Source organism: Xinfangfangia pollutisoli (assembly GCF_020179405.1).
Taxonomy (GTDB): Bacteria; Pseudomonadota; Alphaproteobacteria; order Rhodobacterales; family Rhodobacteraceae; genus Pseudogemmobacter; species Pseudogemmobacter pollutisoli.
Window position 1 is genome coordinate 11,832 of sequence record NZ_JAICBZ010000027.1, and the last position, 13,675, is coordinate 25,506.

Genomic DNA, 13,675 nt, shown 5'->3' on the forward strand with positions numbered 1-13,675 from the left:
CCCGGTCAAGCGCGGCTGCGCCTAGACCAGCGCGCCTTCGGCAGAAATCCGGGTCTTGCCGCCCAGATAGGGATGCAGCGCCGCCGGCAGATCGACAGATCCATCCGCCTGCTGGCCGTTTTCCAGAACCGCGATCAGCGCGCGCCCCACCGCCAGGCCCGAGCCGTTCAGCGTGGCCACGAAATCCGGCTTTCCACCGGCCGCGCGGAAACGCGCATTCATCCGCCGCGCCTGGAACTGGCCGCAGGTCGAGACGCTGGAGATTTCGCGATAGCGGTTCTGGCCCGGCAGCCAGACCTCAAGGTCATGGGTCTTCTGCGCGCCGAAGCCGATGTCGCCGGTACACAGCACGACGGTGCGATAGGGCAGGCCCAGCTTCTCCAGGATCGCCTGGGCGCAGCCGGTCATCCGGTCATGTTCCGCAAGCGCCGTCTCGGGCGTGCAGATCGTGACCATCTCGACCTTTTCGAACTGGTGCTGGCGCAGCATGCCGGTCGTGTCCTTGCCCGCGCTGCCCGCTTCCGAGCGGAAGCATTGGGTATGGGCGGTCATGCGGATCGGCAGGGCGGCGGCGTCCAGCATCTCGCCCGCCACGGAATTGGTCAGCGTGACTTCCGAGGTCGGGATCAGCCACCAGCCATTGGTGGTCTGATAGCTGTCCTCGGCGAATTTCGGCAACTGGTTGGTGCCATACATCGCCTCTTCCTTGACCAGGACCGGGGTCCAGGTCTCGGTCAGGCCGTGCTGTTCGACATGGGTGTCCAGCATGAACTGCGCCAGCGCCCGATGCACGCGGATCACCGCGCCCTTCAGCACCACGAAGCGGCTGCCCGACAGTTTGGCGGCGGTTTCGAAATCCATCCCGGGCTTCACGCCCTTGATGTCGAAATGTTCAACCGGAGAGAAATCGAAGCTGCGCGGCGTGCCCCAGCGGCGGATTTCCACATTGTCGTCTTCATCCGCGCCGTCCGGCACCTCGTCCAGCGGCAGGTTGGGGATCTGCATCAGCAGATCGCGCAGCCGCGCATCTTCTTCGGCGGCCTCGGCGGTCAGCCCGGCGATCTGCGCCTTCTTCTCGGCCACCAGCGCCCGCAGCCGTTCGAATTCGGCCTCGTCGCCGCGCGCCTTGGCGGCGCCCACCTCTTTCGAGGCGCGGTTCTGTTCGGCCGTGGCGGTTTCGGCGGCCAGGATCTTGGCGCGGCGATCGGCATCCAGCGCCAGCAACTCGGGCGAGGCGGCGGCCAGGCCCCGGCGGGCCAGCGCCGCGTCGAAAGCGGCGGGATTTTCGCGAATTGCTTTGATATCGTGCATTGGCGCGGCCTTCGGCTGGGAACGGCCGCCTTATGCCAGATGGGGGGCGGCGGGGAAAGAGTGGTTCTCGGCCGGCGGCAGGCCGGGGCAAGGGCCTTGAAAGTCTTGGCTCTTCGCGCCTTGCGGCTGGGATCTTGCGGATCTTGCCCGCAAAGGTTGCGCAGCCGGAAACGCTGCGTTTGCAGATCGCCCGTTGCGCGAACCCGGTCCGCGCGCTACCGGAGATGTGACGGCGCGTCATACCGCGTGACATGTGCCCGGGAGAGGAGCCCGGACCCATCCCTCGCGCGGCAATTTTTGGCGCGGCCGCCGATGGGGCGGAGGGAATTCTAGGCGGTATGCTGGTGCTGGGCGCAAAAGCCGATTTGACCGAGACGGAAACCGAGACCGAAGGCCGGCGTGTCGCCGGTCTGGACCTGGGCCGGTTCATCGCGGCCTTCGGCATCGTCTGGGCCCATGCCGGCGCGCCCGGGGCGCAGGCCGGCTATACCGCATTGGGGCTGTTTCTGGTCCTGTCGGGCTATCTGGCCGTCGGATCTTACCTGCGGGCGCCGGGGCCGGGTTTCTGGGCCACAAGGGCGCGGCGCATTCTGGTGCCCTGGCTGATCTGGTGCGCGATCTTCCGGCTTCTGTACGAAGGGGTGGGCGGCCATCCGTTCCGGCTGTTGACCGAACCCTTCAGCCTGCTGATCGGCCCCGCCATCCATCTGTGGTTCCTGCCGGCGGCGATGCTGGCGCTGGTCTTCGTGCCGGCCCTGGCCCAGCAGATCCAAAGCCGCGCCGGGTTGATCCGGGCCATGGCGGCGCTGGTCGTCGTCTCGGCGGGTCTGGGCATGGTGCATCTGTCGACCGGACCCCTGCAGGGCATCGCGCTGCCCGCGCCCTTCCCGCAATGGGCCTTCGCGCTGCCGATCTACCTGTGGGGCGTGCTGCATGCGCTGGCGCTGCGCCGGGGCGCGGGCTGGATCACCCTGTGCGGCGCGGTGCTGGCCTCGGGCGTGACCTGGGCGCTGGCGCCGGATCTGGGCTCGGTTCAGATGGCGCTGTCGGCCCTGGCCTTCGAGATCCTGCGCCGCCTGTCGCCGCAGGGTGCTGCGGGGCGGGCCTGCCTTTGGCTGGGCCAGCAGGCCTTCGGCATCTATCTGATGCATCCGATCTTCACCCTGGTCGCCTACAAGCTGTTCGGCCCCGATCTGGCCCGGGCGGATCTGGCGATCTTCTCCTTCCTCGGCGCCTTCGCGGCGACGGCAGCGCTGCACCGGCTGCGGCTGGGGCGGATCGTGGCATGAAGGATCTGGCACAGCAGGGACGGCCGGGCAGGGGGGATGCGCCGGACGAGGCGACGGGCCCGGGCCCGGGCCTGGGCACGAACGGCGGCCTGCCCGAGACTGGCACCCCCGCGGCCCCGCCGGCGCAGAAGCCCAAGGATTATCGCCGCGCGATCGACCTGCTGCGCTTCGTGGCGGCGGCGGGGATCGTTCTGGATCACACGCTGGCCTGGGCGGTGGTCGGCTATACCGCGCTTGGGCTGTTCCTGATCCTGACCTCGTATTTCGGGGTGGGCAGCTATCTGCGGTCGGGCGGCGAGCGGTTCTGGTCCAGCCGCGCGCGGCGCATCGCGGTGCCCTGGCTGTTCTGGTGCGCGGTGTACCGGTTGATCTGGGAGGTGATCTCGGACGCGCCGTTCCAGCTTCTGTCCAATCCCTTCACCCTGCTGATCGGTCCCTCGATCCATCTGTGGTTCCTGCCCTTTGCCATGCTGGCGCTGGTCTTCATTCCGACCATCGCCCGCGATGTGGCGACGGTGACGCAGCTGCGCGCGGCTTCGGTCGTGCTGGCCTTCATGGCGGTGACGCTGGGGCTGATCCATGCGCGGGCGGGGCTGGAGGGCTGGCTGATCCCCAATGGCGGCACCATCCCGCAGCCGGTGCCGCAATGGGCCTATTCGCTGCCCTTCTACATCTGGGGGGCGCTGGCCTCGGTCGGGCATCGGCTGAAGGCCAGCTGGATCCCGCTTCTCTGGGCCGCGATCGGCTCGGTCATCCTGACGCTGATCGAGCCCGGGCTGGCCAGCTATCAGCTGATCCTGTGTGCGGTGATCTTCGAGGCGGTCTGGCGCGCGCCGCAGCTGGGGATCTGGGCCACGCAGCTGGCGGGCTATGCCTTCGGCATCTATCTGATGCACCCGGCCTTCGCGCTTTTGGGCTACAAGCTGTTCGGTGCCGATGCATCGAAGACCGTGATCTTCCTGATCTCGTTCTTCGGGGCCTGGGCGGGAACCTGGGTCTTCAAGCGGCTGCCGGTGCTGAAGGGCATGGTCTGACCCCGCAGGGGCCGAAGGACTGGCCGGGGCGAGACTGGCCGGGGCGGGGCGGGGCGCGATCCTTCGGCGAAGGATCGCCGCGGGCCGTCGATGTCGCGCCCTCTGGCATAGCGGCGCAAAACCCCTTACATGGACCGCGACACCGAGAGAGGATCCCGCATGTTCGCAACCCCCGCCTTCGCCCAGGCTGCCGGCACCGCCGCCGGCGCCCCGTCGATCCTGAATTCCTTCCTGATCCCGATGGTCCTGGTCTTCGGGATCATGTATTTCCTGATGATCCGCCCGCAGCAGAAGAAGATGAAGCAGCACAAGGCGATGATCGAAGCGCTGCGCCGGGGCGACCAGGTGGTGACGCAAGGCGGCATCCTGGGCAAGGTCTCGAAGGTGCAGGAAGACGGCATGGTCGAGGTCGAGATCGCCGATGGCGTCAAGGTCAAGGTGCTGCGCAGCACGATCGTTTCGGTGCTGAACAAGACCGAACCGACGCCCGCCGCCTGATCCTGCAACCGGATCGGCCGCGCCGGCCCGCTGGCCGGCCCGGGCCCCGATCCGGTCTTTCCTGCGGTCGGGCCCCTGCCGCCCCGTGCCGGCGCCCGCACCGCGCGTTACCCGAAACCCTTCGCTTCGGACCCTGTCATGACCTCTGCGCCCCTGTGGAAACGCATCCTGATCGGCCTTGTCTGTCTGTGGGGCCTTCTGGGGTCCTTGCCGAACCTGTTCTATACCCAGGTCGAGACCCATAATGATGCGGTCGCGGCGATCTCACAGGCCGGCGGTGTCGGAACCCCCGAACAAGAGGCCGCGGCGGGGCTTTGGCCGTCCTGGCTGCCCTCGTCGCTGATGAGCCTGGGTCTGGACCTGCGGGGCGGGGCGCATCTTCTGGCGCGGGTGGAACTGACCGATGTCTACAAGGCGCGGATGGATTCGCTCTGGCCCGAAGTGCGCGACGCGCTGCGCGACATCCGTGACCAGGTCGGCGCCGTCCGCCGCGCGCCCTCGCCCGACGGGGTGCTGCGGGTGACCCTGACCGAGCCCGCGGGCATGTCGGCCGCGATTGCCGCGGTGCAGGCGCTGTCGCAGCCGGTGATCACCCTGACCGGCGTCGGCCAGTCGACGCTGAACATCACCGCCGATGGCAATGACATGGTGATCACCCTGTCCGAAGCCGAGCAGCGCGCGACCGACGACCGCACGATGCAGCAAAGCCTTGAGATCATCCGCAACCGGGTGGACGAGGCCGGAACGCGCGAGCCGACCATCCAGCGCCAGGGCGAGGACCGGATCCTGATCCAGGTGCCCGGCATCGGCTCGGCCTCGGAGCTGAAGGGGCTGATCGGCACCACGGCGAAGCTGACCTTCCACCCGGTGGTGCGCACCACCACCGATGCCGGCGCCAATGCGGGCGCGCGCAACCTGCTGCTGCCCTCGCGCGAGCAGAAGGGACTGTATTACATCGTCGAGGAAACGCCCGTCGTTTCGGGCGACGAGCTGGTCGATGCCCAGCCGTCCTTCGATCAGAACAACCGCCCCGCCGTGTCCTTCCGCTTTGACGGCACCGGCGCGCGCAAGTTCGGCGATTACACCGCCGCGAATATCGGCGCGCCCTTCGCCATCGTCCTGGATGGCGAGGTGATCTCGGCCCCGGTGATCCAGTCGCATATTGCCGGCGGGTCGGGGATCATCACCGGCAGCTTCACGGTCGAGGATTCCACCGAGCTTGCGGTCCTGCTGCGCGCCGGCGCCCTGCCGGCGAAGATGGATTTCCTGGAAGAACGCACCATCGGCCCGGAACTGGGCGCGGATTCGATCTCGGCCGGCAAGACCGCCGCGGTGATCGGGCTTGTGGCGGTCGCCGCCTATATGATCGCCTCCTACGGCATGTTCGGCACCTTTGCGGTGATGGCGCTTGCGGTGAACCTGCTGCTGATCATCGCCATCCTGTCGGCCATCGGCGCCACGCTGACGCTGCCCGGGATCGCGGGGATCGTGCTGACCATGGGGATGGCCGTCGACGCCAACGTGCTGATCTTCGAGCGCGTGCGCGAGGAATTGCGGGCGGGCCTGTCGCCGGGACGGTCGCTGGATGCGGGCTTCGAGCGCGCCTTCTCGGCAATCTTCGATTCTCAGATCACCGGGCTTCTGGTGGCGGTGATCATGTTCTTCATCGGTTCGGGCACGGTGCGCGGCTTTGCCGTCACCACCAGCATCGGCATCATCACCTCGATGTTCACCGCCGTCTATGTGACGCGGCTGATCATCGAACTGTGGTTCGGCTGGCGCCGTCCCAAAACGATCGTGGTTTGAGGAGGGAACACCTATGGCCTGGCGTCTGAAACTTGTCCCCACCCATACCAAGATCGACTTCTTCCGCTGGCAGGTCGGCACCTTCGGCGCCTCGGTCGCGGCGGTGATCCTGTCGCTGGTCCTGGTCATGACCATGGGTCTGAACCTGGGCATCGACTTCAAGGGCGGCACCACGATCCGCACCGAAAGCACCACCCCGGTCGATGTCGGCGCGATGCGCGAGGCGTTGGCGGGGCAGGATCTGAACGATGTGACGATCACTGAAGTGACCGATCCCAGCTTCCGGGCCGATCAGCATGTGGCGCAGATCCGCATCGGGCCGCGCGATGGCGAAGAGGCGGTGACGCCCGAATCCATCGCGGTGCTGGAAGCGGCGCTGAAGGGCGTCGATCCGGCGATCACCTTTCCGGCGGTGGAATCGGTCGGGCCGAAAGTCTCGAACGAGCTGATGTGGAAGGCGGTCCTGTCGGTGGTCGCGGCCTCGGTCGGGATCCTGATCTATGTCTGGATGCGCTTCGAATGGCAGTTCGCCGTGGGGTGCGTGGCGGCGCTGGTGCATGACGTGGTGGTGACGGTCGGGCTTTTCTCGCTGTTGCAACTGAAATTCGATCTGTCGATCGTGGCGGCCCTGCTGACGATCCTGGGCTATTCGGTCAATGACACGGTGGTGATCTTCGACCGGCTGCGCGAGAACCTCGCCAAGTACAAGACCATGCCGCTGCGCGACATGATGAACCTGACCACCAACGAAACGCTGAGCCGCACGATCATGACCGCGACGACGACCTTCCTGTCGCTGTTGGTGCTGTTCATCTTCGGCGGCGACGTGATCCGCGGTTTCGTGTTCGCGATGCTGTTCGGCGTGGTGATCGGCACCTATTCGACGCTGTATGTCGCCAAGAACATCGTGCTGTTCCTGGGCGTGGATCGCGGCGACAAGCCTAAGAAATCGGCGACGCCGGACGAGTTCTCGAAAGTCGACGCCTGAGCGCGCGGGGGGCAAGCAGATGCGCCTGACCGAGATCAGCTATGGCACGGCCCAACCGATTGCGGGCTATGGGCCGGGCTTTTTCCGGCTGGGCGAGCATGTGCTGCGCGGCGCCTGCCTGATCACGCCCTGGGATGCCGGGCCCTGGGGCGGGCTGGAAGACAGCGCCACGCCCCTGGCGCTGGCCGGGCGGATCGACGTGCTGCTTCTGGGCATGGGCACCGAGATCGCCCATCCGCCGGCCGCCTTCCGCACCGCGCTGGAAGAGGCGGGGATCGGGGTCGAGGTGATGAATTCGCCCGCGGCCTGCCGCACCTATAACGTGCTTCTGTCCGAAGGCCGGCGCATCGCGGTGGCGCTGCTGCCGGTGGGCTGAGGCCCGGGTTTTCGACGAAAACTCGGGCGAAATTTCGCAGAAATTCGGGCCGCTCAGGCGGCCAGCTGCACCCAGGCCGGCACATGGTCGGAGGGCTTGTCGCCGGCCCGCACCTGCTTGTCGATGCCCGCGCCCTGCATCAGATCGGCCGCCTGCGGCGACAAGAGCAGATGGTCGATGCGGATGCCATTGCCGCGTTCCCAGGCATTGGCCTGATAGTCCCAGAAGGTGTAAAGCCCCGGCCGCGGATCGCGGATGCGGATCGCATCGGTCAGGCCCAGCCAGTGCAGCCGGCGCAAGGCGGCGCGGCTTTGGGGCAGGAACAGCGCGTCCTCAAGCCAGGCCTCGGGCTTGGCGGCGTCCTCGGGCTGGGGGATCACATTGTAATCGCCCAGAAACACCGTCGGCATTTCCTCGGCCAGCAGCGCGCGCACCCGCGCCTCCATCCGCGCCATCCAGCCGAGCTTGTAGTCGTATTTCGGCCCCGGCGCCGGGTTGCCGTTCGGCAGGTACAGGCCACAGACCCGCACCGCGCGCGCAGGCCCGATCACGGTTGCCTCGATCCAGCGCGCCTGTTCGTCGGCCTCGTCGCCGGGCAGGCCGCGGGTCACATCCTCGAGCGGCAGTTTCGACAGGATCGCCACGCCGTTGAAGCTTTTCTGGCCATGGGTTTCGACCCGATAGCCCATGTCTTCAAAGATCTCGCGCGGGAAGCTTTCGTCCTGGCTTTTGATCTCTTGCAGGCAGACCAGGTCGGGCTGCGCCTCGGTCAGCCAGCGCGGCAGCGCCTCGATCCGGGCCTTGATGCCGTTGATGTTGAACGTGGCGATTTTCATCTGCGGATCCTGCGGCTTGCTTTGGCCGCAGTCTATCCGGGACCGGCCGGGGCGGCAACCGGCCTAGCGCTGGCGGCGTGCGGCCGGGATCTGCCCCGCGGCCAGCCAAAGCCCGTCCAGCCGGTCGATCTCGGCCGGATCGAAGCGGTGCAGCTCTTCCCAGTAGCGCCCCGAGGCGGTGACATAGCCCAGCTCGGCCTCGCGCGCGATGGCCTGGGTGGCGATCATGTTCCAGACCGGCAGCGGCCGGCATTGCGCCAGCGCCGCGGGGGTGGACCGGGGCAGGGCCAGCCGGGTGGGGCCGGTCGACAGGTTCACCACCGCCACGCCCTGCCGCGCCGCCAGCACCCGCAGCCGCGCGCTTTTCGCCTCAAGCGAGCGCAGGGTGATATCCTGCCGCAGCGGATCGGCGGTGCCGGTGCCGTAGAAATGCGTGGGGCCGGTGGCCGGGTAATGCATGTCGCAGCCCATCAGCGCCAGGACCCGCGGCTTCAGCACCTGCAGCGCCCAATAGGCCGCGGTGAAGGCCATGGTCGCGCCGGCATAGACGAAGCCGCCCCAGGCGTTCTGCGCCGGCACGAAATCGGCCTCGGTCACCAGCTGCTGGCCGGGGCGGCAGTCGGGCAGGCGATCGGCGGGGAAATCCCAGGGGTGGATCAGATGGTCCCAGTCGGGCCGCACCCGCCAGGCATTGTTGATCGCGACGATCCGGTCAAAGCGGTGCCGCGGCCAGGCGGCGGCCCGCAGGGCCGGCAGGCCGGAGCCCAGAAGGAGGACGATCATGGCGCTCTCCCGTGTTGCAAGCCGCAGGGGCAGTCCCGGGACAATGCATAGCACGAATCTTGCTGCAGTGCAGCGAAAACCACCGCATCGGCGGGATCACACCGAGAAGGAGGTTCCACAGCCGCAGGAGGACGAGGCGTTGGGATTTTCGATCACGAAGCGCGCGCCGATCAATTCATCGGTGAAGTCGATCACTGCATTTTGCAGGAAGGGCAGCGAGACCGGATCGACCAGCACCCGCTGGCCGTTCTTTTCCAGGATCAGATCGTCGGCGGCCGGATCGTCCAGCTTGATGTCGTATTGAAAGCCCGAACAGCCGCCGCCCGAGACGCCGACGCGCAGCGGCTTGGTCTCTCCGGTCAGATCGGCGATTTCGGCCAGGCGCGCAAAGGCGCGGTCGGTGACCTTGGGCGGAAGGGTCAGTTCCATGGCTGTTCCGGTATCCTTAAGCGACAGGCTCGAATATAGGGGGGGCGGACCACTCCGACAAGACGACCCAACCGCCGAGGCCCGCTCTGACTGTCACCTATGCGCCTTTCGCCTGCCTGCCCGAAGCCTCGCGCGGGCGGCTGTACCCCGAGCGGATGTCTTCCTTCCGCAGCCCGTTCCAGCGCGACCGGGACCGGATCATCCATTCTTCGGCCTTCCGGAGGCTGAAGCACAAGACCCAGGTCTTCGTGGAACATGAGGGCGATTATTACCGCACCCGGCTGACGCATTCGATCGAAGTGGCGCAGGTGGCGCGGACGATTTCGGGCGTGTTGGGGCTGAACACCGATCTGGCCGAGGCGATCGCGCTGGCGCATGATCTGGGCCATACGCCCTTCGGCCATACCGGCGAAGATGCGATGGAGCGGCTGATGGCGCCTTACGGCGGCTTTGACCACAATGCCCAGGCCCTGCGGATCGTCACCCGGCTGGAACGGCATTATGCCGATTTCGACGGGCTGAACCTGACCTGGGAGACGCTGGAAGGCATCGCCAAGCACAATGGGCCGGTCACGGGTCCGAATGCCGACAAGAAGCATGCCGCGTCCGAAGACGGCAGCCCCTTGCCCTATGCGCTGGCCGAGGTGAATGCCGCCTGGGATCTGGAACTGGACACCCATGCCAGCGCCGAGGCGCAGGTGGCGGCGATTGCCGATGACGTGGCCTATTCGCATCACGACCTGCATGACGGGTTGCGCTCGGGCCTGTTCGACGAGGCCGATCTGATGGAATTGCCGGTCACCGGCCCGGCTTTCGCCGAAGTGGACGCGCTTTATCCCGGGCTGGACCGGATGCGGCGCCGGCACGAGGCCTTGCGGCGGGTGTTCGGGCGGATGGTCGAGGATGTGATCGCGGTCGCGCAGAACCGGCTTGCGGCGGCGCAGCCCAAATCGGTGGACGAGATCCGCCATATGGGCACGACGGTGATCCGCTTTTCCAAGCCCTTGTTCCAGGAATTGAAGGCGGTGCGCAGCTTCCTGTTCCACCGGATGTATCGCGCGCCCTCGGTCATGGCGGTGCGGGCCAAGGTGACGCGGGTGGTGGATGATCTTTTCCCGCTGTTCTTGGCCGAGCCCGCGCTTCTGCCCGAGGAATGGCAGGATGATGTGGCGGCGGCGGCCGATCAGCAGGCGCTGGCGCGGGTGATCGCCGATTACGTGGCCGGCATGACCGACCGTTTCGCCATTCAGGAACATCAGCGGCTTTGCGGCGGGGTCGATCTGGGCTGACGCGGCGGGAACCCGAATTTTCGTCGAAAATTCGGGCGCCCCTGGGGCCGGCCGTCAGGCGCGGCGGGTCGCGGCGAACAGCCAGACCAGCGCCAGCCCGGCCGAGACGATCGCATTCCAGCCCGCCATCGAGATCCCGGCGAAAGACCAGGGGATCTGGTCGCAGCGCGGCGCGGTGGGCAGGGTCTTCGACGGGTCCAGCAGATCGGCGGCGGAAAGCCCGGCGATCGAGCCCTGGGTGCAGGTCGAGATATATTCCCACCAGCCCAGTTCCACCCCGGCATGGAAAAGGCCGATCCCCGCGGTCGTCGCCGCCGCCAGCGCGCCCAGCCAGGGCCAGATCCGCCAGTTGGTGACCAGCGCCAGCGCCAGGATCAGCACCGCCGCCGCATGCGGCCAGCGCTGCAACAGGCACAGATGGCAGGGCTCCAGCCCGCCGATCAGCTGAAATCCGAAGGCCCCGGCCAGCATCGCCGCCGAGCCAAGCCCCGCCACCAGCATTGCCGTCTTGCGGCTGATCTCCATCACCTGCCTCATCGCTGAATTCGGCGCGACCATAGGCGCGTGCCGCAACGGGGAAAAGCCCGTTCGATACGCCCTTTCGGGAACCGGGGGGCCGGCGTTAGACTTTACACCGTATTGTGAGCGGGGAGCATGCGATGGAATGGAAGGGCCGGCGGCAAAGCCGCAATGTCGAGGATCGGCGGATGATGCGCGGCAGCACCGGGGCGATCGGCGGCCTTGGGCTGGTGGCGGTGGTGGTCGTGTCGCTGCTTCTGGGCGTCGACCCGCGGCAATTGCTGGAAGCAACCGGCATGGAGCAGGATCACGGCGGCACCCCGGCCGATCTGACGCCTTCGGAACAGGCGGCGGCCGAGTTCGTCTCGGTCACCCTGGCCGATACCGAACAGATCTGGACCCGGCTTTTCGCCGATCAGCTGAACGCGGTCTATGATCCGGCGGTGCTGGTTCTGTTCAAGAATTCAACCTCGTCGCCCTGCGGCCAGGCCTCGCAGGCGACGGGGCCCTTCTATTGCCCGCAGGACCGCAAGGTCTATCTGGACACCGGGTTCTTCGGCATGATGCGCGACCAGCTGGGCGCCGAGGGCGATTTCGCCGCCGCCTATGTGGTGGCGCATGAGATCGCCCATCATGTGCAGGACGAGATCGGCATCCTGGGCAAGGCCAATCAGGTGCGGGGGCAGGTCAGCGAAGCCGAGTCGAATCGGATCTCGGTCATGATCGAGCTGCAGGCCGATTGCCTGTCGGGCGTCTGGGCGCATTGGGCCAAGGCCAGCCTGGGCACGATCGAGGCCGGGGATTTCGACGAGGCGGTGCATGCGGCGCAACAGATCGGCGATGACCGGCTGCAAGAGGCCGCCGGCCGCCGCGTCCAGCCGGAAACCTTCACCCATGGCACATCGCAGCAGCGGGCGTATTGGTTTACCCAAGGCCTGCGCAGCGGGCAGATCGCACAATGCGACACGTATTCGGCGCCGGATCTGTGATGGCTTCGGTCGCATCCGGCGCGCCCGGGCGACATCGGGCCTGACGGAGGGGCTTGAACAGCGCGGCCTGCCCCCTGTAGAGAGGGGGCGCCCCCGCGGCCGCTGCGCTTTGCGCCGGTCCTACCAGGCGGGGGGCGCTGTGCGGGTGTGGCGGAATGGTAGACGCGACAGACTCAAACTCTGTTTCCGCAAGGAGTGTCGGTTCGAGTCCGACCACCCGCACCACAGCTTTCCCCGGAAAAGCCGATCTGCCGCGCCCGAAAGCGCCTGCTGCGGTGGGTGCGGCCGCCCGCCCAGGCGCTATTCGCCCAGAATCTGCGCCGTCACCTGCGCGGCTTCCGGCCCCTGGCGCAGCATGTCTTCCAGCGTCAGCGATTCGATGATCACCAGATAGGACCAGAACACTTCGGCAAAGACCTTGCGGATCCGGCAGGTCGCCTCGTCGGTGCAATCCTCGCAGCGCTGATAGGCGCGGCGCGACAGGCAGGGCAGGGGGGCGATCGGCCCGTCGATGGTGCGCAACAGTTCTGACAGCGAGATCTGCGCCGGCTTCTTGATCAGGCTGTAGCCGCCCGAGCGGCCGCGGATCGAGGCGATCACCCCGGCATTGCGCACTTCCAGCAGAATATGCTCCAGAAAGCGCTTGGGCGTGCCCGAGCGTTTGGCGATCTGTTCGATCGTCAGCGGCTCGGGTTGGTCTTTCGCGGCCTCGTCAGCCAGGACCAGAAGCGCCTTCAGCGCGTATTTCATCTTCTGCGTGATCATGAACCAAGCCTAGGGGCGCGAACCTCGGGAATCAACGTCGGGACTTAGGCCGTTCGGCCGCCTCTGGCCAGTCCGCAATGCCGCCGTTTCGTCGGGCGGCGGCTTCGGAGCATATACACGATAATAAAGGTAGACAATTAGAATATTTTCGTCATCCTGCGACTCAAGACCCTGAAGAAGGAGGCGCGGATGGACGCCCTTGACCTGATTGACCGCAAGATCGTGGCCGAATTGATGCGCGACGCCACGCTGCCGATCGCGCAGATCGCCGATAAGGTGGGCCTGTCGCAGACCCCCTGCTGGAAGCGGATCCAGAAGCTGGAGGCGACGGGCGTGCTGACCGGACGGGTGGCTCTGGCCGATCCGGCGCGGCTGGGCTTCGGGCTGATGGTGTTTGTCGGCATCGAGGCGCCCGATCACGGCGCCGAATGGCGCGAAGCCTTTGCCACCGCGATCGCGGCCATTCCCGAAATCATGGCCGTGTGGCGGATGGCCGGCGAGATGGACTATCTGCTGCAGGTCGCGGTCGCCGACATGGCCTCGTATGACCAGCTGTACAAGCGGCTGACCGATGCCGTGCCGATCCGCAACCTGACCTCGCATTTCGCGATGGAGCGGATCAAGTTCACCACCGCCTTCCCGGTCGATACCCGCAATCGCTAGGCGCCGGGCGGGGCAGGGGCAGGGCGGGCTGGGGGCGGGAGAAAGTCCTTGCTGCGCCGCGCCGGACCGGGACCGCGCCGTTCTCTGCAGCGGACCAGCT

General features: G+C 67.0%; 15 protein-coding genes and 1 tRNA gene. 10 read left to right on the forward strand and 6 right to left on the reverse strand.

Going from position 1 to position 13,675, the window contains the following annotated elements:
- Positions 1–21: 21 nt before the first annotated feature.
- Complete coding sequence (gene serS / locus K1Y73_RS10120; protein WP_225028177.1) at positions 22–1,311, reverse strand: serine--tRNA ligase; 1,290 nt, start codon at positions 1,309–1,311, stop codon at positions 22–24.
- A gap of 344 nt (positions 1,312–1,655) precedes the next feature.
- Here serS and K1Y73_RS10125 point away from each other — a divergent pair, with 344 nt between their 5' ends.
- The 6 genes from K1Y73_RS10125 to K1Y73_RS10150 all read left to right on the forward strand — a co-directional run bounded on the left by K1Y73_RS10125 (position 1,656) and on the right by K1Y73_RS10150 (position 7,302).
- Positions 1,656–2,600 carry an acyltransferase gene (locus K1Y73_RS10125; RefSeq protein WP_225028178.1) on the forward strand — a complete coding sequence of 315 codons (945 nt, stop codon included), beginning with the start codon at positions 1,656–1,658 and terminating at the stop codon, positions 2,598–2,600.
- Positions 2,597–3,634, forward strand: a complete 1,038-nt coding sequence (locus tag K1Y73_RS10130; protein ID WP_225028179.1) for an acyltransferase family protein — start codon at positions 2,597–2,599, stop codon at positions 3,632–3,634. The genes K1Y73_RS10125 and K1Y73_RS10130 overlap by 4 nt, the downstream gene beginning before the upstream one ends.
- A gap of 159 nt (positions 3,635–3,793) precedes the next feature.
- Positions 3,794–4,132 (forward strand): preprotein translocase subunit YajC, encoded by a 339-nt coding sequence (yajC, locus tag K1Y73_RS10135; RefSeq protein WP_225028180.1) that lies wholly within the window; start codon positions 3,794–3,796, stop codon positions 4,130–4,132.
- Positions 4,133–4,270: 138 nt separating this feature from the next.
- Entirely contained in the window at positions 4,271–5,938 is a 1,668-nt protein-coding gene (gene secD / locus K1Y73_RS10140; RefSeq protein WP_225028181.1) for a protein translocase subunit SecD, read from the forward strand.
- Between the two features lie 13 nt (positions 5,939–5,951).
- Positions 5,952–6,926 carry a protein translocase subunit SecF gene (gene secF / locus K1Y73_RS10145; RefSeq protein WP_225028182.1) on the forward strand — a complete coding sequence of 325 codons (975 nt, stop codon included), beginning with the start codon at positions 5,952–5,954 and terminating at the stop codon, positions 6,924–6,926.
- A gap of 19 nt (positions 6,927–6,945) precedes the next feature.
- Positions 6,946–7,302 carry an Mth938-like domain-containing protein gene (locus K1Y73_RS10150; RefSeq protein ID WP_225028183.1) on the forward strand — a complete coding sequence of 119 codons (357 nt, stop codon included), beginning with the start codon at positions 6,946–6,948 and terminating at the stop codon, positions 7,300–7,302.
- Positions 7,303–7,355: 53 nt separating this feature from the next.
- Here the strand turns inward: K1Y73_RS10150 and xth are convergent, their stop codons facing one another.
- The 3 genes from xth to K1Y73_RS10165 form a co-directional block, all read right to left on the reverse strand.
- Entirely contained in the window at positions 7,356–8,138 is a 783-nt protein-coding gene (gene xth / locus K1Y73_RS10155) for an exodeoxyribonuclease III (RefSeq protein ID WP_225028184.1), read from the reverse strand.
- 63 nt (positions 8,139–8,201) lie between these two features.
- Positions 8,202–8,921, reverse strand: coding sequence for a hypothetical protein (locus K1Y73_RS10160; protein WP_225028185.1), 720 nt, complete (start codon positions 8,919–8,921; stop codon positions 8,202–8,204).
- Positions 8,922–9,017: 96 nt separating this feature from the next.
- On the reverse strand, positions 9,018–9,344 hold the full coding sequence (locus tag K1Y73_RS10165) for a HesB/IscA family protein (protein WP_225028199.1): 327 nt from the start codon (positions 9,342–9,344) through the stop codon (positions 9,018–9,020).
- Positions 9,345–9,436: 92 nt separating this feature from the next.
- Here K1Y73_RS10165 and K1Y73_RS10170 point away from each other — a divergent pair, with 92 nt between their 5' ends.
- Positions 9,437–10,639 carry a deoxyguanosinetriphosphate triphosphohydrolase gene (locus tag K1Y73_RS10170; protein ID WP_225028200.1) on the forward strand — a complete coding sequence of 401 codons (1,203 nt, stop codon included), beginning with the start codon at positions 9,437–9,439 and terminating at the stop codon, positions 10,637–10,639.
- Between the two features lie 54 nt (positions 10,640–10,693).
- Here the strand turns inward: K1Y73_RS10170 and K1Y73_RS10175 are convergent, their stop codons facing one another.
- A complete protein-coding gene (locus K1Y73_RS10175; protein WP_225028186.1) occupies positions 10,694–11,176 on the reverse strand; it encodes a disulfide bond formation protein B in 483 nt (160 codons plus the stop codon).
- 122 nt (positions 11,177–11,298) lie between these two features.
- On the opposite strand from K1Y73_RS10175, the gene ypfJ reads away from it, so the two are divergent.
- On the forward strand, positions 11,299–12,147 hold the full coding sequence (gene ypfJ / locus K1Y73_RS10180) for a KPN_02809 family neutral zinc metallopeptidase (protein ID WP_225028187.1): 849 nt from the start codon (positions 11,299–11,301) through the stop codon (positions 12,145–12,147).
- Between the two features lie 141 nt (positions 12,148–12,288).
- Positions 12,289–12,372, forward strand: a tRNA-Leu gene (locus K1Y73_RS10185).
- Between the two features lie 75 nt (positions 12,373–12,447).
- On the opposite strand, the gene K1Y73_RS10190 is transcribed toward K1Y73_RS10185, so the two are convergent.
- The gene (locus K1Y73_RS10190) at positions 12,448–12,912 is read right to left on the reverse strand and encodes an RrF2 family transcriptional regulator (RefSeq protein WP_225028188.1); all 465 of its coding nucleotides are present in this window, start codon (positions 12,910–12,912) and stop codon (positions 12,448–12,450) included.
- A 189-nt stretch (positions 12,913–13,101) separates the two neighbouring features.
- Here K1Y73_RS10190 and K1Y73_RS10195 point away from each other — a divergent pair, with 189 nt between their 5' ends.
- Positions 13,102–13,575, forward strand: coding sequence for an Lrp/AsnC family transcriptional regulator (locus tag K1Y73_RS10195; protein ID WP_225028189.1), 474 nt, complete (start codon positions 13,102–13,104; stop codon positions 13,573–13,575).
- Positions 13,576–13,675: the final 100 nt, after the last annotated feature.